Annotated in this window: 19 protein-coding genes; 10 read left to right on the top strand and 9 right to left on the bottom strand. The window is 63.1% G+C overall.

The genetic code is table 11. The annotated features are described in order from the left end of the window. Positions 1-54: 54 nt before the first annotated feature. The 4 genes from JQK88_RS04745 (at position 55) to JQK88_RS04730 (ending at position 3913) form a co-directional block, all read left to right on the top strand. Complete coding sequence (locus JQK88_RS04745; protein WP_376740368.1) at positions 55-1143, top strand: ABC transporter substrate-binding protein; 1089 nt, start codon at positions 55-57, stop codon at positions 1141-1143. 81 nt (positions 1144-1224) lie between these two features. Next, positions 1225-2262 carry an ABC transporter ATP-binding protein gene (locus JQK88_RS04740; RefSeq protein WP_203277623.1) on the top strand — a complete coding sequence of 346 codons (1038 nt, stop codon included), beginning with the start codon at positions 1225-1227 and terminating at the stop codon, positions 2260-2262. Continuing rightward, complete coding sequence (locus tag JQK88_RS04735) at positions 2259-3113, top strand: ABC transporter permease (RefSeq protein WP_203277622.1); 855 nt, start codon at positions 2259-2261, stop codon at positions 3111-3113. The genes JQK88_RS04740 and JQK88_RS04735 overlap by 4 nt, the downstream gene beginning before the upstream one ends. Next, complete coding sequence (locus JQK88_RS04730) at positions 3110-3913, top strand: ABC transporter permease (RefSeq protein ID WP_192255208.1); 804 nt, start codon at positions 3110-3112, stop codon at positions 3911-3913. Before JQK88_RS04735 ends, JQK88_RS04730 begins: the two co-directional genes overlap by 4 nt. 264 nt (positions 3914-4177) lie before the next feature. Here the strand turns inward: JQK88_RS04730 and JQK88_RS04725 are convergent, their stop codons facing one another. From JQK88_RS04725 to JQK88_RS04685, 9 genes are all read right to left on the bottom strand, one after another. Further along, positions 4178-4336 (bottom strand): DUF1127 domain-containing protein, encoded by a 159-nt coding sequence (locus tag JQK88_RS04725; protein ID WP_192255210.1) that lies wholly within the window; start codon positions 4334-4336, stop codon positions 4178-4180. A 129-nt stretch (positions 4337-4465) separates the two neighbouring features. Next, entirely contained in the window at positions 4466-4762 is a 297-nt protein-coding gene (locus JQK88_RS04720; RefSeq protein ID WP_112560016.1) for a nickel-binding protein, read from the bottom strand. Between the two features lie 193 nt (positions 4763-4955). Then, entirely contained in the window at positions 4956-6776 is a 1821-nt protein-coding gene (locus JQK88_RS04715) for a winged helix-turn-helix domain-containing protein (RefSeq protein ID WP_203277621.1), read from the bottom strand. Positions 6777-6895: 119 nt separating this feature from the next. Then, positions 6896-8299 (bottom strand): MATE family efflux transporter, encoded by a 1404-nt coding sequence (locus tag JQK88_RS04710; protein ID WP_203277620.1) that lies wholly within the window; start codon positions 8297-8299, stop codon positions 6896-6898. Between the two features lie 187 nt (positions 8300-8486). Further along, positions 8487-9248: an SDR family NAD(P)-dependent oxidoreductase gene (locus JQK88_RS04705; RefSeq protein ID WP_203277619.1), complete on the bottom strand. Its 762-nt coding sequence runs from the start codon at positions 9246-9248 to the stop codon at positions 8487-8489. A gap of 10 nt (positions 9249-9258) precedes the next feature. After that, positions 9259-10071, bottom strand: a complete 813-nt coding sequence (locus JQK88_RS04700) for an ABC transporter permease (RefSeq protein WP_192255220.1) — start codon at positions 10069-10071, stop codon at positions 9259-9261. After that, positions 10071-10934 (bottom strand): ABC transporter permease, encoded by an 864-nt coding sequence (locus JQK88_RS04695; protein ID WP_203277618.1) that lies wholly within the window; start codon positions 10932-10934, stop codon positions 10071-10073. Before JQK88_RS04695 ends, JQK88_RS04700 begins: the two co-directional genes overlap by 1 nt. A gap of 63 nt (positions 10935-10997) precedes the next feature. Further along, positions 10998-12161: an ABC transporter substrate-binding protein gene (locus JQK88_RS04690; RefSeq protein WP_203277617.1), complete on the bottom strand. Its 1164-nt coding sequence runs from the start codon at positions 12159-12161 to the stop codon at positions 10998-11000. Further along, positions 12142-13278 carry an ABC transporter ATP-binding protein gene (locus tag JQK88_RS04685; RefSeq protein WP_203277616.1) on the bottom strand — a complete coding sequence of 379 codons (1137 nt, stop codon included), beginning with the start codon at positions 13276-13278 and terminating at the stop codon, positions 12142-12144. Before JQK88_RS04685 ends, JQK88_RS04690 begins: the two co-directional genes overlap by 20 nt. 113 nt (positions 13279-13391) lie before the next feature. Here JQK88_RS04685 and JQK88_RS04680 point away from each other — a divergent pair, with 113 nt between their 5' ends. The 6 genes from JQK88_RS04680 (at position 13392) to JQK88_RS04655 (ending at position 19694) form a co-directional block, all read left to right on the top strand. Then, positions 13392-14201, top strand: a complete 810-nt coding sequence (locus tag JQK88_RS04680; RefSeq protein WP_246501689.1) for a response regulator transcription factor — start codon at positions 13392-13394, stop codon at positions 14199-14201. A gap of 218 nt (positions 14202-14419) precedes the next feature. After that, entirely contained in the window at positions 14420-15337 is a 918-nt protein-coding gene (locus JQK88_RS04675; RefSeq protein ID WP_203277615.1) for an AraC family transcriptional regulator, read from the top strand. 228 nt (positions 15338-15565) lie between these two features. After that, positions 15566-16837: an ABC transporter substrate-binding protein gene (locus JQK88_RS04670; RefSeq protein WP_203277614.1), complete on the top strand. Its 1272-nt coding sequence runs from the start codon at positions 15566-15568 to the stop codon at positions 16835-16837. Between the two features lie 104 nt (positions 16838-16941). Continuing rightward, positions 16942-17808 (top strand): carbohydrate ABC transporter permease, encoded by an 867-nt coding sequence (locus tag JQK88_RS04665; protein ID WP_192255234.1) that lies wholly within the window; start codon positions 16942-16944, stop codon positions 17806-17808. After that, positions 17805-18632 (top strand): carbohydrate ABC transporter permease, encoded by an 828-nt coding sequence (locus JQK88_RS04660; RefSeq protein WP_203277613.1) that lies wholly within the window; start codon positions 17805-17807, stop codon positions 18630-18632. Before JQK88_RS04665 ends, JQK88_RS04660 begins: the two co-directional genes overlap by 4 nt. Before the next feature lie 15 nt (positions 18633-18647). Continuing rightward, positions 18648-19694 (top strand): NAD(P)-dependent alcohol dehydrogenase, encoded by a 1047-nt coding sequence (locus tag JQK88_RS04655; protein WP_192255237.1) that lies wholly within the window; start codon positions 18648-18650, stop codon positions 19692-19694.

Below are 19694 nucleotides of genomic sequence, written 5' to 3'. Positions count from 1 at the left end.
AGTGCGTGAAGGGAACCTGCCGGAATAGAGCGGCACCAACTGAGGAGAAACCTGATGAACAGACTGATCGAAAAATCCCTGACACGGCGCGGCGTGCTTGGCGCCGGCCTCGCCATATCAGGCGTGCTCGCCATGCCGTCGATCCTGCGCGCGCAGGACAAGTCGCTGAAAGTCGGCGTCTATGGCGGCTATTTCAAGAAATCCTTCGACGAGCACGTCTTCCCCGACTTCACCAAGGCAACCGGCATTGCGGTGGAATCGGTCGCCGAGCCGACCGGCGAGGCCTGGCTGGTGCAGCTGGAGCAGGCGGCCAAGGCCGGCCAGGCGCCGGCCGACCTTTCGATGATGTCACAGACCTCGACGCTGAAGGGCCAGTCGACCGAATTGTGGACGCCGCTCGACACCTCGAAGTTCAAGCACTATGGCGACCTGTTGCCGCGCTTCATCAACAAATATCCGGACGGCCGCGTCGCCGGTATCGGCGCCGTCGCCTGGTGGATCACGCTTGTTACCAATACCGACGTCTACAAGGATGCGCCGACATCGTGGGCAGCCCTTTGGGACAAGGCCAACGAGGATAAGCTCGGCCTACTGGCGCTTGCCTCCAACTCGTTCCTGCTCGAAGTGACGGCCAAGACCTTCATGGGCGGCACCAATGCGCTCGACACCGAAGAGGGACTGAACAAGGCGTTCGAAAAGCTCGCCGAGGTCAAGCCGAACGTTCGCCTCTGGTATCGCGACGAGGCGCAGTTCGAGCAGGCGCTGAAGTCGGGCGAAATCCCGATGGGCCAGTATTATCACGACGTCACCGGGCTCGCGGTCGCCGACGGCTTCCATGTCCGCTCGACCTTCCCGAAGGAAGGCGGCATCCAGGATTCCGGCAACTGGGTGCTGTCGCGCGCCTCGACCAAGGTCGACGAGGCACATGCCTTCATCGACTATATGAGCCAGCCTTCGATGCAGGGCGTGATGTCGCGCAAGGTCGGCACCACGCCGACGCTCAAGAAAGAGGTACTCGACCTCAAGCCGGAAGAGTTCGCCGCGGTATCGTCGGATATCGATCCGATCATCCCGCGCTACGATCTCTATACGTCGAAGGCCGACTGGATCAACCAGAAGTGGACCGAGTTGATCGTCGGCTGAGCCGTTCGATCCGCCTGAAAACTGATCGGCCGCCGGATTTCTTTCGGCGGCCTTGAAGCGCACAGCCTGAGAGGGATGAGCATGTCCGGACTAGACATCAACAGCATCACCAAAAAATTCGGCAATTTCGCGGCCGTCGACAATGTCCAGCTCAACGTGCCGCATGGCACGTTCGTGTGCCTGCTCGGCCCATCGGGCTGCGGCAAGACCACGCTGCTGCGCATGATTGCCGGGCTGGAGGAGCCGACCAGCGGCGAGATCGTCCTCGACGGCGAGGACATCACGCCGCGGCCGACGCACAAGCGCGATCTCGGCATGGTGTTCCAGTCGCTGGCGCTGTTTCCGCATCTCTCCGTCGGCGACAACATCGCCTATGCGCTGCGCATTCGCGGCGCCTCCAAGGAGGAGCAGAAGAAGCGCGTCGACGAATTGCTGAGCTTGATCCACCTGACCGGCTTTGCCGATCGTCCGGTGGCCAAACTGTCGGGCGGCCAGCGTCAGCGCGTGGCGATTGCCCGGGCACTCGCTTTGTCGCCAAAACTGTTCTTGCTTGACGAGCCGCTGTCGGCGCTCGACGCCAAATTGCGCGAGGCCATGCAGGTGGAATTGCGCCAGCTGCAGCAGCGGCTTGGCATCACCACCATCGTCGTCACCCACGACCAGCGCGAAGCCATGACCATGGCCGACCTCGTCGTCGTCATGGGCCATGGCAAGATCCTGCAGGCGGCGCCACCGATCGAGATCTACCGCAAACCGGCCGACGCCTTCGTCGCCGACTTCATCGGCATCACCAATCTGCTGCCGGCCGAGATCGACAGCACCGGCCGCACCACCATTTTGGGTACAGCCATTCCCGGCCTGACCATGCCGGCGGGTCAGACAAAAGCGTCCGTCTCGGTCCGTCCCGAGGATGTGCATCTGGGCAGCCCCGGCGGCTCGGCCATCACCGGCGAAGTGAGTTTCGTGCGCGACCTCGGCGGCACGATTGAGACCTTCGTCGACGTCGGCGGCACCAGCATCATTGCGGTCACGACGCCGCGCGAGCGCCATGACGTGCCAGTCGGCGCCAAGGTCGGCGTCACGCTGCCGCCTGCGAGCTGCGTGGTGCTCGGCGCATGAGACGCGAAGCTCCGAAGTCGGTAGCCGACTACACACCGCTGTTCTTTCCGGCGCTGATGCTGATCGTCTTCTTCGTCGTGCCGTTCTCGACGATGATCGCGGTGAGCTTCTTCAAGCGCAACCCGTCCGGCTTCTACACGCCGGATTTCGTGCTCGACAATTACGCCCGCTTCCTGTCGGTGTTCTTCGGCGGCGTGCTCGGCTTCTCGCTGATGCTGGCGGTGCTGGTCGCTGTCTGCTGCGTCTGCATCGCTTTCCCCTTCACCTATCTCCTGACCCGACGGCCGCGCCGCGCACAGACGCTGTGGCTGGTCGGCCTGTTGTCGGTGCTGTCGCTGTCGGAAGTCATCATCGGCTTTGCCTGGTCGACGCTGTTTTCGCGCACCGCAGGCATCACCAATTTGTTCGTGGCGATCGGGCTGATGGACAAGCCGGTGGCACTGCTGCCGACCTTCGGCGCGGTGCTGACCGGCATGGTCTACCAGGCGCTGCCTTACACCATCCTGGTGCTGTACCCCGCTCTGGTCCGCCTCGACCCGACTTTGCTGGAGGCTGCACGCACGCTCGGCGCCTCGCCTATCCGGGCTTTCTTCAACGTCGTCGCGCCGGCGCTGCGCAACACCATCGTGGCGACGCTGATCATGGTGTTCGTCTTCGCACTCGGCTCGTATCTTTTGCCGCAGATCCTCGGGCGGCCGCAACACTGGACACTGTCGGTGCTGATCACCGACCAGGCGATCTACCAGTCCAACATGCCGTTCGCAGCCGCGATGGCAGTGTTCCTGGTGCTGATCTCGCTGGCGCTGGTCGGACTGACCCTTCTCGTCGGACGCCGGGAGAACGCCCTATGACCGCGACCTTGCTGCGCCGTGTCTATTTCACCATCGTCGCGCTGTTCCTGGCCGCGCCGCTGATCGTGGTCGCGGGCGTATCGATCAACTCACGCCAGGAACTCACCTTCCCGCCGGTTGGTTTCTCGCTGGCCTGGTACGCCCAGATCTTCACCGATCCGGAATGGCGGCTGGCGCTGATCCATTCGGTGACGCTCGCCGTTTGTTCGGCGGCGATTGCCGTTGCGGTCGCGCTGCCACTGGCCTGGTTCCTGTGGCGGCGCATCGCGCCATGGGCGAACATTTTCCAGGTGCTGGGGCTTGCCCCTTTCATCCTGCCGCCGGTCATCACCGCGCTCGGCTTCCTCAGCTTCTGGGCGACGGTCGGGCTGTTCGGCAAGTTCTTCACCGCCATCATCAGCCACGCCATCTTCTTCGTGACGCTGCCGCTGGTGACGTTGTCGCTGGGCTTTGCCTCGATCGACCGCTCGCTGGTCGAAGCTGCCGCCACCATGGGCGCCGACGACCGCACCGTGCTGAAGACGGTGGTGCTGCCGCTGATCCTGCCCTACCTCGTTTCGGGCTATGCCTTCGCCTTCGTGCTGTCGCTCAACGAATACATCGTCGCCTATATGACCATCGGCTTCACCACCGAGACGCTGCCGATCAAGATCTTCAACGCCCTGCGCTACGGCTACACGCCGACCATGGCCGCGGTGTCGGTGTTCTTCGTCGCGGTGGCGGCACTGGTGTTCGGCTCGATCGCCAGGTTCGGCGATATTCGCAGATTGCTCGGTGCGATGTCGTCGGAGGGCAACTGAGCCAAGCCAGGCAGCTTTGCATAGCGAGACTTCAAAATGCGACCGATCTGGACCAGATTCAGAAGCACAAAGAAAACATTCCAGCCGACGACGTTCATGAGCGGCGCCGGCTGGCTGTAAAAATACACGGCAAGACAGATTGCAGCCGCCGTGGTGAGAATCCTCAGCCGCAAAATGTCCAGCGTGAAGTAGGCGATCACATACAGGATGTTCGCCATGTTTATCAGAAGGTCCATGTCCCTGGTTCCAATGGATGCTGGGCACTCAGACGAGACGGTCCTTGAAGTGTTCCCGAACGGCATAAGCGATCGCACCGCGGCGAATGCCTATGTCCTTCAGGATGTGGTCGGGCAGTTCCTGCAAAGCCCTCTCGGCCCTGCGTGCTCTCAGCCCGATCGAAACGCGCTTCAGGTAGTGAAACATTGCTTTCTCCGTTCGTGGGAATCGCAGCGCATGGAAGGCGGCATGCCGCCCCAGGCGCCGTGCTGTTAATGGTTGCTGGTTGAATGACGCTGCCTCGCTTTGTTCACGCGAGGCAGCGACTGGAGGTCGTCAGGCCGCCGCCGTCATCGGATCATTGCGAAGGATGACCGTGTCGGCGACGGGGTAGAATTCCTCACCGGGCATGCCGACGCGCTTGGCGTGATCCCGGATGGCCTCGCCGTCCTTGGCCTCGTAGATGCAGAAGGTGCCGATGCGCCCGTCAGGCTCGTGCACGACATAGCTGCGGATCCAGCTGACCGTGCCCGCCATCTGTTCCTTGGCGACCTTTGCCGATTTCGCGCCGGCGGCTTCGAGTTCCTGCAAGGATGCCCACGCGCTCGGGCGGCGGATAACAAACAGGTTCATGATCTTTCCCTTTCGATTTCGCGCCAGCCTTTCGCCGACGCTGCTGATGGCCAGGCGTGTCTGCCTGGCTGGGGAAAAATTACCTTCCAGGGGGACTGATCGTCCTTATCGGGACCTGATCTCTGGCTGATCTTTCGCTGCCATCGCCGATAAGCTCGATCAGGAGCTCGTCCTATCAAGGAGGCGGATTGGGTCAGAGGGTGAGTTCTTGCGTAGAGCCATCGACAAGCGGCTGGCTCTCGCGCGTAAAGCTATGGCGAAGCGTTGCAGCTTCCTCTTCCAGGCGCCGCGATCCCAGATGGCGGGCCGATCTCTCTGCCGCGGTGATCTCTACTTTCGCTCCGCTGACGTCGCCCGATCTCAACAAGGCGCTGGCGAGCTGCAGCCGAACCCTTGCCGCGTGATATTCGACGCCTGCGCTGGTCCAGAGCTGCCGGGCCAACAGCAGAAGCCGATTGCCGTTCGGGTCGCCTGGCTCGCAAAGTGCTGCCTTGGTTTCGGCTATCAATGCCTGCGTTGCCGGTTGCCGCCAGCGTTCTGGCTCTGCATCGATTTCGTTGAGATAGATTGACGCCTGGGCAGAGCGCCCGCCGCGCGCCGCAATGCAGGCTGCGTTCACCAGCAGGTTTCCGCGCCGCTGCAGATGGAACCACGACATCCCTTGCAGAGCCCGATCGAGCGCGGCAAGCGCCCCGTCCAGATCGCCTGTTTCGAACAAAAGCACGGCATTGCCCGGCTCCGCGTCCCAGCCCAGTGCATAAGCCTGGTCGTAGTCGGCGCGCGCCGATGTGAGGTCGCCGATCATGGCGAAGATATCGCCGCGAACGCGGAAGCCTTCGCCGAGCGACCAGGATTCCTCCGCGGAGAGTTTGGGAAGCGCCTCGTTTATGCAGGTCAGGGCTTCAGGCAATATCTGCTGCGCAGCGGCCACTTCGGCGCGATGAAGGTCACACGCGCCCGAGGTCTGCGCGAAACTTGCGGTGCACCAGCTTTCAAAACCTTCGCTCCACTGGCGGGCGCGGGGCCAATCGGCGTATGTCCTGCAACTCCAGAGGATATTGCAGTAAACCAGGCTACCGGTGATCGGGTCGACCTGGCTCGACAACGCGATCGCCGCCGCGTGGTTTTGCTGCTCGCTGCCCTCCTCGATCTTGCCGAGGGCGAGATTGAAAAACCCCTTGTATGTCAAAGTCAGAGCCCGCAGGCCGGGATCGTCGCAATTTTCAGCTATCGCGTAAGCGGCTGACGCCAGTTGCAGCGCTTCCTCGGGACGGCCGCCCGGGGATGCCAGGCGCGACCTCATCCACAGCAGATATGCTTGCGTAGCATCGTCCGGCGACTGGGACAGAAGCGACGCAGCACGCTCCAGCCATCCCTCTGCAACGGCCCCTGATCCGCGCTCGGCCTGGATCTTTGCGAGCGTGACAGCGGATCTGGCGGCGCGGGCCGAGTCGCCGGCCTCGACATGAGCCGCCACCGCGCGGGCCAGCACAGGGATCGCCTCGGTCGGTCGCCCACCACATTCGACGACCAGAGCCCAGAGATCGACATCAGCAGGAGAGAGATCTTCATTGTCCGCCAAATGCGCGAAAAGTTTTGCAGCCGCGCTCCAGTCGCGCAGGGCTGCCAGCCTGCGGGCCTCGGCAAGCATGTCGTCCCCTTGCAACGAGGCAGGCCGGACATAGCCCAGTCCCGGTTCATCGATGGCGAAGCGATAGCCGTGGCGAACGTAGCTGTGTATCGCGTCCTGCAGGCCACCGGCTGCAAGCGCCTTGCGGGTGAGGCTGACGACGCGCTGAAGCGATGCTTCCGTCACGATGACATCCGGCCAAAGAGCGTCCATCAGTTCGTCTTTGGGGACCACCCTGCCAGCGTTGCGTACCAGATACACCAGCAAGTCAAAGACGAGCGGCTGGATTTTCTGCCCAACGCCGCCTAGCGACAGTTTGCGGGCAGCTTCATCCAGTTCGAATTGTCCAAATGAGTGTTGCATCGCCTCATCCCGATGCGACAATCTACCTTATCAGCTTTGACTAGGGGAGAGGCCTGGGCCGAACGGTGGCAAGGCTTCGGTTCGATCGGTAGCCAACGGCAGCTTTAGCGACAGCAACTGGCGGACCGATTGGTGCGCCATCAATGGCTGAAGACGAGCGGCGGCGCGATGCGGTCGCGCCTGAGCCAGCGGGCCAGGAGCAGCACCGCCACCACCGCCAGACCCGACGCCAGGCCGATCCAGATGCCGACGCCGTGCAAGCCGAAATGGAAGGCGAGCAACACGCCGAGCGGCAGGCCTATGCCCCAATATCCGACGGCGGCATAGATCATCGGCACCTTGGTGTCGTGCAGGCCGCGCAGCATGCCGGCGGCAACGGCTTGCGCGCCGTCGAAAATCTGGAACAGCGCCGCAAAGGCCAGGAACGACACGGCAAGGGCGATCACCCTGGCATTGACCGGATCGGTCATGTCGATGAAGGCGCTGATCAGCAGATGCGGCCACAGGACCATCACCAGCCCCATCAGCGCCATGAACGAGACGCCGATGACGAAGGCAGTCCAGCCGGCGCGTGAAACGCCTGCCGGATTGCCGGCGCCGTGGGCCAGGCCGACGCGCACCGTGACCGCCTGGTTGAGGCCGAGCGGCACCATGAAGGAGATCGAGGCAATCTGGATGGCGATGGCGTGCGCTGCCAGCGAATCCGCATCGATCAGGCCCATCAGCAGAGCTGCCGCGTTGAAGATCGTCACCTCGAAGGCGAGGATGCCGGCGATCGGCAGGCCAAGCCGCAGCAGGCCCTTGAAGCGCGGCCAGTCGGCGCGCCAAAAGCGCCCGAGCAGCCGGTAGCGGCGGAACTTCTTCTCCAGCATCACCACTGCTGCCAAGCCGCAGAACATCAGCGTGCTCGACAGCGTGGTGGCAAGTCCTGAGCCCGCAATGCCCATCGAGCTGATCCCGAGATTGCCGAACATGAACACCCAGTTGAAGAAGGCGTTGCAGGCGACGGCGACGAAGACGATGACCAGCGCCCAGCCCGGCCGCTCCAACGCCGAGATGAAGGAGCGCAGCACGATATAGCCGTAGAAAGGCAGCACCGCCCATTCGAGCCAACGCAGATAGATACCGGCTTGATGGGCGAGCGCCGGCTCCTGTCCCATGGCCAGCAGAATGGCTTCCCCATGCCAGAGGAAGATCCAGATCGGGATCGCGATCAGAATCGCCAGCCACAGGCCCTGGCGCACGGTGCGGCGCAGGTCGCGCACGGAATGGCGGCGGCGGCCAAGCTCGGTCGCCATCATCGGCGAGGTCGCCAGCATCAGGCCGAGGCCGAAGATCAGCGGCATGAAATAAAGGTTGGCACCGAGCGCGCCGCTGGCCAGCGTGTCTGCGCCCAGACGCCCCATCATCATGACGTCGGTGGCCGTCATCGCGGTCTGGCCGAGATTGGTCAGCACCATCGGCCAGGCGAGCGCCAGCGTCGCCCTGATTTCCTGACGCCAAAGATTTTCCGGCGCACGAGCGCCGGCTTCGATCGCAGACATTGTCCTGCTCTTTCCGATTGCGGCGCGTCGGCAATAGGCCGGAAGCCGCACTTCCAAACGGCAAAACCTTCGGTTTCGCGGCGTTTGTGCCGTTCTATTGGACGAAATGCGACATTAAGGCAAGGGAGGAGGGACAGGCAGAGATTGAGCCAGAGACGCGAGACCCTCCCACCCGGCCGTCCCTGGATCAGCCGATGCTTTCGCCGCCGTCGATGACCAGTGCCTGGCCGGTCATGAAGGATGAGCGGTCGGAGACGAGGAACAGGATCGCTTCGGCGATCTCCTCGGCGCTGGCCCAGCGACCCATCGGGATCTTGGTGCGGACATAGGTCTCGATCGCTTCGCGTCCGCCCATCTGGGCGATGAACGGCTCGTTGAAGGGCGTATCGACCCAGCCGGGGCAGAGCGCGTTGACGCGGACATTATGCCGGGCATAGTCCAGCGACATCTGCCTGGTCATCGCCACCACCGCATGTTTGGAGGTGGCATAGGCGATCATCTCGCGGTCGTAGAATACGCCGGAATTCGAGGCCGTGTTGAGGATGACGCCGCCACCTTGCGCGACCATTGCCGGCATGACGATCCGCGCGGCCAGAAACTGCGCCCGTACATTGATGCGCCAGGACGCATCCATGCCATCGACTTCGACCTCGGTCAGCGCCCCGCCGACCTGGATGCCGGCATGATTGTGCAGGATGTCGATCCGCCCGTGCTTGTCGAGCGTGCCACCAATGAGTTGCTCGACAGCCGTGTCGTCAGCGACATCGGTCGCGATCGCTTCTGCCTGCCCGCCCGCCGCGCGGATGGCGGAAGCCGTCACCTCGCCGCTGGCCTGATCCCGGTCTGCGATGACCACGACCGCGCCCTCCCTGGCCATGATCATGGCGCCGGCGCGGCCGATGCCGGAGCCGGCGCCCGTTACCACGGCGATGCGGTCTTTGAGGATCATGATGCGGCTTTCAGTTTGCCGGCTTGCGCTGGCGCAGCTGCCATTGGGCAAGCACCACGAGCAGGACCGAGGCGACGAGCACGATCGTCGCAATGGCATTGATTTCCGGCGTGACGCCGCGCCGGATCGAGGCGAAGACATAGATCGGCAGTGTCGTCTGCGCGCCGGCAACGAAGAAGGCGACGATGAAATCGTCGAAGGAGAAGGTGAAGGCAAGCAGGAAGCCGGCGACCACCGCCGGCATGATCTGCGGCAGCACGATCGAGCGGAAGGTGGTCAGAGGCGTGGCATAGAGATCGCTGGATGCCTCGACCAGATTGCGGTCGAGGCTGGCGAGACGCGTGCCGACGATCATCGTCACCAGTGCCATGGAGAACAGGCCATGCGCGGCGATGATCGATCCATAGCCGAGCGACAGGCGCGGCGGCTGGCCGTCAGGCCAGACCGAGGCGAGGAACGGGTTGAGCACGCCAAACAGCTGGACGAGCGCGACCAATGTCGAGATACCGATGACGACGCCGGGAACGACGATCGCGGCACCCATCAGCGCGTCGAAGACGGCGCGGGTTCTGAGCCCGACCCGCGCCAGGCCGAGCGCTGCTGCCGTGCCGCACACCGCCGCCAGAAGCGCGCTGGTGGTGGCGATGAACAGGCTGTTCTTCAGCGCCTCGACCAGGAACGGGTTCGACAGCGCGGTGCCATACCACTGCACCGAAAAGCCGGTGAACTCGCTGGCATGACGGCCGGCGTTGAAGGAGAACAGCACGACCAGCGCAATCGGCAGATAGAGGAAGGCGAAGACGGCGGTGACGAAGGCGCGCATCAGATCAGGTCCACCCTGCGGGCGCCCGACACCCGTGTCGAAATGCGGTTGGCAGCAATCAGCGCCACCACCGAAACCGCCACCAGCGTGATCGCAATGGCCGATCCGAACGGCCAGTTGCGCGACTGCAGGAACAGGTCGACCAGCGCGTTGCCGATGAAGAACACCTTGCCGCCGCCAAGAAGCGTCGGGATCAGGTATTCGCCGAGCAGCAGGATCATGACCAGCGAGAAGCCGGTCATCACGCCGGGCAGCGAAAGCTTCAGGGTCACGCCCAGGAATGTCGAGAGCGGCGTCGCGCCGAGATCGGCGGAGGCTTCCAGCAGCCGCCGGTCGAGCCGTTCGAGGCTGACATAGATCGGCAGGATCATCAGCGGCAGATAGCCGTAGACGATGCCGAGCAGAACGGCGCCCGGCGTGTTGATCAGCCTGACATCCTCGATGCCGACAAACGCCAGCAGCGCCGGGATGCCGCGTCCGCCCAGAATGTACATCCAGGCATAGGTGCGCATCAGAAGGCTGGTCCAGAACGGAATGACGACGAGCGCAAGCAGGATCAGCCGCCAGCGTTGCGGCGCCTTCAAGGCAAGGTAATAGGCGACCGGGTAGGCGACGAGCAGGCAGGCAAGCGCGCCCGCCGGCGCCAGCATCATCGTGTTCCAGAATGCGGTCGCCCGCGCCGGAAGGTTGGCGTATTGCGCCAGCGTGAAGGCGGCCTGGTAGCCGCCCTCCGGCGCCCGCTCGCCGACGCTGAACACGGCAATGGCGACGAACGGCAATACCAGAAACACCACCAGCCACACTGTAGCCGGAGCGAGCAGCAGCGCTGTCAGGATATTATGCCGGAATCTGTTGCCGTGCATGAAAAACCGCCCCGAGGCCGGCGGACATAGGCCCGCCGGTTTTCCGTTTGCTTCAGGCCAGCCTCAGGCCGACTTGAAGCGCGCCATCAGCTCGGCGCGACCGGGATCGGTCAGCGTCGCCGCCGCGCCGAATTCCAGCGGCGTCAAAAGGTCGGCCGCCGGATAGAGGATCGGATTGTCCAGCACTTCCTTGGGCAGCAGCTTGTTGACGCGTGCATCGGTCGAGGGCGCGCCGTTGGCCAGATGCTCCTTCACCGCAACCTCAGGGGTCATCAGATAGTTGAGCAAGGCATAGCCGGCAGGCTTGTTCGGCGCGTCCTTCGGGATGGCGTAGAAGTCGGTCCAGATCTCGCCACCCTCCTTGCCCAGCACATAGGCGATCTCTGGGATATCGCGATGCAGCTGCGCGCCGTCATTCGTCCAGCACATGGTCATCCAGGCGTCGCCCGCCCGCATTCCGGGCTGATAGTCGGACGAAACCGCGAACAGATGCGGCTTGACCTTGAGCAGCAGTTCCTCGGCCTTGGCGAGTTCGTCCTGCTTCAGCGAGTTGAAGGAGTAGCCGTAATATTTCAGCGCGTTGCCGATGGTGGTCAGCTGGTAGTCGTGCACCATGGTGCGGCCATCGCCCTCAGCCATGGCGACGTCCCAGAACTCCTTCCAGCTGGTCATCGGCTTGGCCAGCTTCTTGGTGTTGACGGCAAAGCCGGTCGTGCCCCAGTTCTTCGGCACCGCATAGGTCGTGCCGTCGATCGTGCCTTCCGAGGTGAAGCGTGGGTCTTCCTGGGAGCCGTCGAAATTCGGCAGCTTCGCCATATCGAGCGGATCGATGATGCCGAGTTTCTTGTAGGTCGAGATGGTGTAATTGGTCGGCACGAACAGGCTCCAGCCCGAAGCGCCGGCCTGCAGCTTGGCCAGCATCTCCTCATTGGAGCCGAAGACGTTGACCTCGACGGCGACGCCGGTGTCCTTCTTGAAGTTTTCGAAGGTCTGCGGGTCGTGGTAGTTCGGCCAGGTGGCGATCGACATGCGGTCGCCAAGGTTTTCGGCGGCGAAGGCCGGCGTCGGCATGATGCCGATCTCGCGCGCCATCACCGCGGTTGCGATGCCCAGGCCGGTGAGGCCGAGGAAGTCGCGGCGGCCGATCGAGCCGCGCTTCAAACGCATTAGCTGGTCGACGAATTTCTCGGGGCTTATCGGCAGTCCGTCACGATATGATTTCGACATTTTTTGCTACCCTCTGGTTGGTCCCGTTGTTCTTGATCTCCGGAAACGCCAGCGGCGTCCCGGAGGCAAAGCCGATGGCGACGGGTTCACCCGGCTTGAAGAGATTGCCATGGCCGATCACATGGTCGGCCTTGGCCAGCAGCGTTCCGATGCCCTGGATCTCGATGGCGTATTCCGCCGTCGAGCCCAGGAAGATGCGGTTGCGCACGATGCCCTTGAACGGGCTGCCTTCCGTAGCGCCGAGGCTAAGCGATTCCGGACGCAGACTGACCGAAACGGCCTCGCCCTGCTGCAAGGCGATTCGCTTGCGCGCGGCAATGACGGTTCCGTCGGCGAGCGCCACGTTGACCAGGTCGCCTGTATGCCCGGCGACCTTGCCGCTCAGCAGGTTGGTCTTGCCGACGAAATCGGCGACGAACAGGTCGGCCGGCTCGTCATAGATCTCGCTCGGCTGCCCCAGCTGGACGATGCGGCCGCCATTCATGACGCAGACGAGGTCGCTCATCGACAGCGCTTCCTCCTGGTCGTGGGTGACCAGCACGAAGGTGATGCCGATCTCGCGCTGCAGGTTCTGCAGCTCGATCTGCATGTCGGTGCGCAGCTTCTTGTCGAGCGCCGCCAGCGGTTCGTCGAGCAGCAGCACCGCCGGCTTGTTGACCAGCGCGCGCGCCAGAGCGACGCGCTGCTGCTGGCCGCCGGAGAGTTCGTGGATCTTGCGGCCGCCATAGCCGGCGAGCCGCACCATTTCGAGGGCCTCGCCGGCGCGCCGGCCGATCTCCTGCGACGACAGCCGTGGCCGTGCCTGACGCAGTCCGTAAGACACGTTCGCTTCCACATCGAGATGCGGAAACAGCGCATATTGCTGGAACACCATGTTGACCGGCCGGCGATAGGGGGGCGTGCCGGCCATGTCCTGGCCGCGAATAAACACCTGGCCTTCGCTCGACTGCTCGAAGCCGCCGATCATGCGCAGGCATGTGGTCTTGCCGCAGCCGGACGGGCCTAGCAGGGCGACAAAGGCGGAGGGCGGAATGGCGAGATCGATGGCGGTGACCGCGGTCACCGCGCCATAGCGCTTGGTGACGCCGCGAAACTCGATGTCGGGCACTGCAGTCAAAGTGCTGGCTCCAGCAACAGGGCTATTTCAGGACGCTACCAGAGCCAATGGCGGCTAGTATATACCTCGCTGGTGGTATATCTGATCTATTTTCTCGTTTAAGGGGGTATAGGTTGAGTGCGTCCCGCAACGACGAATACAGCCAGCTCGCTGCGCTTGTCGCGGCGACGCGAGAGACCAGCGGCGACCTGTTCGGCCAGGCAATGGTCGGCTGGCTGAGGCAGCATGTCAGCTTCGACCACTGCGTGATCTTCGGCTATCGCGGTGCGGCGCGACCGCCGCTGCTGTTCGAAACCTTCTCGCCGGCCGAAAGCCATGTCTTCGTCACGCTCTATCAGGAAGGGCCTTATCTGCTCGACCCGTTCCACCACGCGGCGGTCGAGCGCAAGGAGGGGTTCTGGCGCATGCGCGAACTGGCGCCGGACCGCTTCTATGCCAGCGAGTATTTTCGCACCTACTACAGCCAGACAAGGCTCGCCGAGGAGGTCGGCTTCTTCGTGCCATTGCCGGGAAAGGATGCGCTGGTGCTGTCGCTGATGCGCTTGCAGGCCTCAGGGCCCTTCGGCACCGCCGATACCAGGCTGCTGCGCGACATGGCGCCGGCGGTGATCGGTTTCGCCCGGTTGCGCTGGCCAGCTCTTGCGACTGACGAGCCGGACGAAGCGGAGCAGGACGAGACGATCGCCGCGACCAACGAGTTCGACCGTGCGCATATCTGGGAGAGCCTGTCGCTGACAGCGCGCGAAAAGCATGTCGTCGACCTGGTGCTGCAGGGGCATTCCACCGAGTCGATCGCGAGAGCGTTGCGCATCGTGCCGGGAACCGTGAAGGTCCACCGCCGCAACATCCACCGCAAACTCGGCATCAAATCCCAGGCCGGACTGTTCGCCCGTTTCATCGAGATCATCGAGAGCCGGCGCTGACGTCGTGAAGATAGAGATCGTTCACTTGCCGGCGACAGCCTAGAGCGTTTCACCGTTTCAGGGAAACGGCGGAGCCGCTCTATCTCTTTGTTTTTACGCAATTCCCAAGGGAAAGCGCTGCGCGCTTTTCCCGGGAAAACCGCTCACACTTTTCCTGGAATTGCTCTAGGAACGAGCTGAGACCGGACCGCATCCGGATTTCGCCCGGAGAGCAGACGATGGCATTCAGGCGCAGAAAGAACACGGCCGCGATCCCGCGCACGGTGCCTGCCTTCGAGCATATCGTGACCGAGGCGAGCGACAGTTTCCTGTGGCGCGTGGACGACTATCCCTGGGAGCGCAATGTCTGGAATTTCCATCCGGAATACGAAATCCATCTTTTGCGGAAATCCTCCGGCGTCGTGCTGGTCGGCGACCATATCGGCGAGTTCGGACCGGGCTACCTGACCATCGTCGGCGGCGGGCTGCCGCATGACTGGGTAACGGCGGTGCAGCCGGGCGAGCTGATCGAGGGACGCGACATCGTGCTGCAATTCGACCCGCAGCGGCTGCGCGGATCGGCCGGGTTGTTGCCGGAGCTGCGCGAGTTGGAGCCGTTCCTGGAGCGGTCGCTGCGCGGCATTGTCTTCCATGGCCGCACCGCGCTTGAAGGCGCCGCGCTGATGGAGCGGATGGGCACGGTGCATGGGCTGGCCCGGCTCTGCCTGTTCCTCGAACTGGTCGACCTGCTGGCCAGGACCGACGAATACGAGCTTTTGTCGTCGCCGGATTTCTCACCCGCCCTCGATGCAACCTCGCTGGACATCATCCAGCGCACGCTGACCTATCTGTTCCAGCATTTCGCCGAGGACCTGAAGCTGCCGGAGGTGGCGGAACTGGCCGGCATGAGCGAAAGCACGTTTTCACGCTTCTTCCAGAAGAACACCGGCAACTCCTTCAGCGACCACATCGCCAAGCTCCGGCTCTGGCAGGCCTGCAAGCTGCTGGCGGACACCGATATTCCGATCACCGACATCTGCTTCCAGGTCGGCTATATGAACATCTCCAACTTCAACCGCGCCTTCCTGCGCAAGCACAAGATGACACCGTCATCCTATCGCAAGCTGTCGCGGCAGCGGCTGACGATGCGTGCCTGAAACCGCCTTTCCCGGCCCATCGGTACTCACCTGACGGACACCGTCTCCGTGGAGCCGATTTTGCAGCGCACAATGCATAAAAGTACAGGTCTGCTGCAACGGGGCTCCTAGCGCGGCCTTTAGCAACTCCTCATTTTGGCGATGGGTGGCTTGTCACTCGGGCGATGGCGAGGATCGCGCAAACCGAGGACTTCCGCTTCCTGCGACTGTTCCTGGAGGAGAAAATCAATGAAACCAATTCGGCTCGCTGCGAGCTTGAGCGCAGCTTTCATGCTCACCACCACCGTCTCGACCATGGCGCTGGCGGCGCCGGTCTGTTCGGCGCCGGTCAAGGTGCTGGCCCAGCCGCGTGACGGCCTGACGCTGCTGGAGGAGTCCAAGGACGAATTCCAGAAACTCGCCGGCGCCAGCTTCCAGATCGACTATCTCAACGAGAACGATCGCCGCGCAAAGTCGCGCGCCGACGCCTCCACCGTCGGCAATTACAACGTCTATTATGTCGACGAAGCCAATGTTGCGCTGTTCGCCTCGTCGAAATGGATCGTGCCGCTGACCGATTATTATCCGGCTGACTATGACTATGCCGATTTCGATCCGGGCCGGCAGAAGGTCGCCACCTATGACGGCAAGGTGTGGTTCGCACCACTGACCGGCGGCGGCGATCTGATGGTCTACCGCAAGGATGTGTTGGAAGCCGCCGGCATCCAGCCGCCGAAGACGCTGGACGAGCTGATCGCTGACGTTCCGAAGCTGACCGATCCGGACAAGGGCATGTACGGCATTGCGCTGCGCGGCGCGCGCGGCTCGGGCGCCAATGTCTGGCGCTGGATGCCGTTCTTCAAAGCCTATGGCGGCAAGTGGTTCGATGGCGACAAGCCGGCTTTCAATTCAGAGGCCGCGGTCAAGGCGACCGAGACCTACCTTAAGCTGTTCAAGGACTCCGCGCCCGGCACGCAGACCGGCAGCTGGGACGAATCGACCGGCGCGTTCCTGTCGGGCCAGGTCGCCATCCTCGTCGAATCGACGCCCCTGTCGGGCATGGCGGTCGACCCGAAGACGTCGCAAGTGGTCGGCAAGATCGGCTTCCTGCCACCCCCTTCGCCGCTGACCGGCGGCGGTTATGGTCATGGTCTTGCCATTGCTGCCAAGGCCAATGCCGATGACGCCTCGAAGAAATGCGCCGGCCTGTTCATTGCCTGGGCGACGTCGAAGGAGAATGAGAAGCGCCGGCTCGACGCGCACCAGTTCGGCGAGCTCAACCGCACCAGCATCCTGTCCAGCAAGGAGTTCGCCGACATCTATGGCGCCGATCTCGGCCAGGCACTTGCCGAGACCGGCAAGGTGACGGCGGTGAACTTCTGGCAGGATCCGCGCTGGCCGGATCTCGGCGACCGCTGGGGCATCATCCTGGAAGAGCTGGTCACCGGCACACGCACCGACGTCAAGGGCGGTCTCGACGAACTCGAGGCCTACGCCAACGAGTTGGTGAAGAAGAAGTAATCCTCCCGCCCGCGGCGCGCGGTCCACGGCATTCGGTAGGATGCCGGGACCTGTGCGCCGCGGGTCTCCCGCATTCCCGAAAAGGCACAGCCCGAGGATAGGCAATGCGCCGACGCTCTTCCCTGCCCGTGACGTTTCTGGTTCCGACGCTCGCCATTCTCCTGGTGCTGTCGATGGTGCCGACGCTCTATGCCATCGTCATCGCCTTGCAGAACCGCGAACTGAGCTCGTCGGACTATTCCTGGGTCTGGTTGTCGAACTTCATCGATCTGTTCCTCGACCGGCGTTTCCTCAACGCCGTCTGGGTGTCGGTGAAATGGGAAATCGTCACCGTGGTGGCAACAATGGTGGTGGCGATCGGGCTCGGCGTACTGATGTTCGAAGTGGCGTCGCCGCGGCTGCGCAACATCTACTGTCTGCTGTTCATCATCCCGGTGCTGTTGCCGCGCGTATCGGCAGCCTTCGTGTGGAAGTTCGCCTATCATCCGCTCTACGGCATCGCCACCTACCCTTACCGGCTCATCACCGGTGGACTGATCTTCGATCCGCTGTCCAAGCCGTCGACGGCGCTGTTTGCCGTTGCCTCGGTCGATGTCTGGCAGTGGGGACTGTTCTTCGCCGTCATCGTGCTGAAGCTTTTGGAGACCTTGCCGCCGCAGCCGATCGAGGCGGCGCGGCTCGACCACGCCAAACGCTGGCAGATCCATGCCTATGTGACCTTGCCTATGCTGAAGGCGCCGCTGATCAGCCTGATGTTCGTCAAGATGATCGAGTCGTTGCGTTCCTTCGACCTGATCTATGTGATGACGCGCGGCGGGCCGGGCGTGGCGACCGAGACGCTCGACATGTACGCCTTCTCGCAGGGCTTCATCGAATCCGGCAAGGTGTCCTACGCCTCGGCCATGGCGGTGCTGATGATGATCGCAACCGTCATCACCTTCACCATGCTGTGGAAGCGGGTGCAGGCATGAGGCCCCATCGCACAAGATTAGGCCTGATCATCGGCAAGACCATTCTGGCCTTTGCCGGCTTCATGGCGGTGTTTCCGCTCGCCTGGACCGCACTCAATTCGCTGAAGAACAATGTCGACATCATCACCCGCGTGCCGCGCCTGGTGTTTTCGCCGACATTCGACAACATCCGCTACATTATCGGCCGCGACAGCGTCATGACCGGGCTCTACAATTCGGTCATCGCCTGCTGCTGCGCGGTGCTGATCGGCGTCGTGCTCGGGCTGCCGGCGGCCTACACGGTGGCGCGCTATCCCAACCGCTTCGCCGGCGACATCCAGTTCTTCGTTTTGTCGCTGCGCTTCCTGCCGCCGGTCGCGGTCGCCATTCCATTGATGGTGATCTGGCTGCAGATCGGGCTCTATGACACTTTGCCGGCGCTGATCGTCACCTACTCGCTGCTCACCATCTCGGTGATTATGTGGCTCGCCATCCCTGCCTTCCAGGCAGTGCCGAAGGAAATCGAGGAAGCGGCCTTTGTCGATGGCTACGGGGCCTATTCGGTGTTCTGGCGGATCGCATTGCCGGTTGCGGCGCGCTCGCTGATCGGGGCCGTCGCCTTCAGCTTCGTGCTGGTGTGGAACGAATTCCTGATCGCGCTGATGCTGTCGAGCTCCAACGCCAAGACCCTGCCGATCGTCGCTTCCGAACTGTCCCAGCAAGGCATGAACGTGCCATGGGGCATCCTCAACGCCTCGGTCGTGCTGTTGTCGCTGCCGCCGCTGCTGTTCCTCGGCGTGCTCAGCGGCTTTCTGAATTCTGTTTTCCGGCAAAAAAAGACTTGATGCGAGGACTGACCGATGCGGGCACTGGTGCTTGAGAAAAAAGGCGAACTGTCGTTGCGCGAAATCGCGCTGCCGCTCGACGTCGGACCGGACGATGTCAAAATCGCCATCCACACGGTCGGCGTCTGCGGCAGCGACGTGCACTATTACACGCATGGCGCCATTGGCAGCTATGTCGTGCGGGCACCTATGGTGCTCGGCCATGAAGCCTCCGGAACGATCGTCGAGGTGGGCGCCAATGTGGAGACGTTCAAGGTCGGCGACCGCGTCTGCATGGAGCCCGGCGTGCCGAACCTGTCGTCGCGCGCGACAAGGCTCGGCATCTACAATGTCGACCCCGACGTCAGCTTCTGGGCGACACCGCCGGTGCATGGCGTGCTTGCTCCTCAAGCGGTGCACCCGGCCGCCTTTACCTACAGACTGCCGGACAATGTCTCTTTCGCCGAAGGGGCAATGGTCGAGCCCTTTGCCATCGGCATGCAGGCGGCCAGCCGCGCCCGCATCGTGCCGGGCGATGTCGCCGTTGTCGTCGGCTGCGGACCGATCGGCATCATGATCGCGCTTGCCGCCCTTGCCGGCGGCTGCTCGAAAGTGCTGATCTCCGATTTCTCCGCCCCCAAGCTCGAGATCGCCGCGCAATATGCCGGCATCGTGCCGGTCAATATCGGCGAGCAATCGCTGGCTGATGCCGTAGCGGCTGCTACCGACAAGTGGGGCGCGGACATCGTCTTCGAGGCGAGCGGCAGCCCTAAGGCTTTCGCCGATCTGTTCGATGTCGTGCGTCCAGGCGGCGCTGTGGTGCTGGTCGGGTTGCCGGTCGAGCCGGTCAGCCTGAACGTTCCGGCGGCAATCTCCAAGGAAGTGCGCATCGAGACGGTGTTCCGCTACGCCAACATCTTCGACCGCGCGCTGCAGCTGATCGCTTCGGGCAAGGTCGACCTCAAGCCGCTGATCACCGGCACTTATGCTTTTGCCGACAGCATCGAGGCCTTCGAGCGGGCGGCGCAAGGCAACCCGCAAGACGTCAAGCTGCAAATCCTGCTTACCGGCGAGAAGGGCTGA

Origin of the sequence: Mesorhizobium caraganae (genome assembly GCF_016836705.1) — a bacterium.
GTDB lineage: Bacteria > Pseudomonadota > Alphaproteobacteria > Rhizobiales > Rhizobiaceae > Mesorhizobium > Mesorhizobium caraganae.
The sequence above is the reverse complement of the archived record's forward strand: the minus strand, read 5'-3'. Positions and strand labels throughout refer to the sequence as shown.

Excerpts from the sequence above, each read along its gene's own strand:
- JQK88_RS04745 (WP_376740368.1), top strand. The coding sequence starts at position 55 with ATGAACAGACTGATCGAAAAATCCCTGACACGGCGCGGCGTGCTTGGC.
- JQK88_RS04740 (WP_203277623.1), top strand. The coding sequence starts at position 1,225 with ATGTCCGGACTAGACATCAACAGCATCACCAAAAAATTCGGCAATTTC.
- JQK88_RS04735 (WP_203277622.1), top strand. The coding sequence starts at position 2,259 with ATGAGACGCGAAGCTCCGAAGTCGGTAGCCGACTACACACCGCTGTTC.
- JQK88_RS04730 (WP_192255208.1), top strand. The coding sequence starts at position 3,110 with ATGACCGCGACCTTGCTGCGCCGTGTCTATTTCACCATCGTCGCGCTG.
- JQK88_RS04725 (WP_192255210.1), bottom strand. The coding sequence starts at position 4,336 with ATGTTTCACTACCTGAAGCGCGTTTCGATCGGGCTGAGAGCACGCAGG.
- JQK88_RS04720 (WP_112560016.1), bottom strand. The coding sequence starts at position 4,762 with ATGAACCTGTTTGTTATCCGCCGCCCGAGCGCGTGGGCATCCTTGCAG.
- JQK88_RS04710 (WP_203277620.1), bottom strand. The coding sequence starts at position 8,299 with ATGTCTGCGATCGAAGCCGGCGCTCGTGCGCCGGAAAATCTTTGGCGT.
- JQK88_RS04705 (WP_203277619.1), bottom strand. The coding sequence starts at position 9,248 with ATGATCCTCAAAGACCGCATCGCCGTGGTAACGGGCGCCGGCTCCGGC.
- JQK88_RS04700 (WP_192255220.1), bottom strand. The coding sequence starts at position 10,071 with ATGCGCGCCTTCGTCACCGCCGTCTTCGCCTTCCTCTATCTGCCGATT.
- JQK88_RS04695 (WP_203277618.1), bottom strand. The coding sequence starts at position 10,934 with ATGCACGGCAACAGATTCCGGCATAATATCCTGACAGCGCTGCTGCTC.
- JQK88_RS04690 (WP_203277617.1), bottom strand. The coding sequence starts at position 12,161 with ATGTCGAAATCATATCGTGACGGACTGCCGATAAGCCCCGAGAAATTC.
- JQK88_RS04675 (WP_203277615.1), top strand. The coding sequence starts at position 14,420 with ATGGCATTCAGGCGCAGAAAGAACACGGCCGCGATCCCGCGCACGGTG.
- JQK88_RS04670 (WP_203277614.1), top strand. The coding sequence starts at position 15,566 with ATGAAACCAATTCGGCTCGCTGCGAGCTTGAGCGCAGCTTTCATGCTC.
- JQK88_RS04665 (WP_192255234.1), top strand. The coding sequence starts at position 16,942 with ATGCGCCGACGCTCTTCCCTGCCCGTGACGTTTCTGGTTCCGACGCTC.
- JQK88_RS04660 (WP_203277613.1), top strand. The coding sequence starts at position 17,805 with ATGAGGCCCCATCGCACAAGATTAGGCCTGATCATCGGCAAGACCATT.
- JQK88_RS04655 (WP_192255237.1), top strand. The coding sequence starts at position 18,648 with ATGCGGGCACTGGTGCTTGAGAAAAAAGGCGAACTGTCGTTGCGCGAA.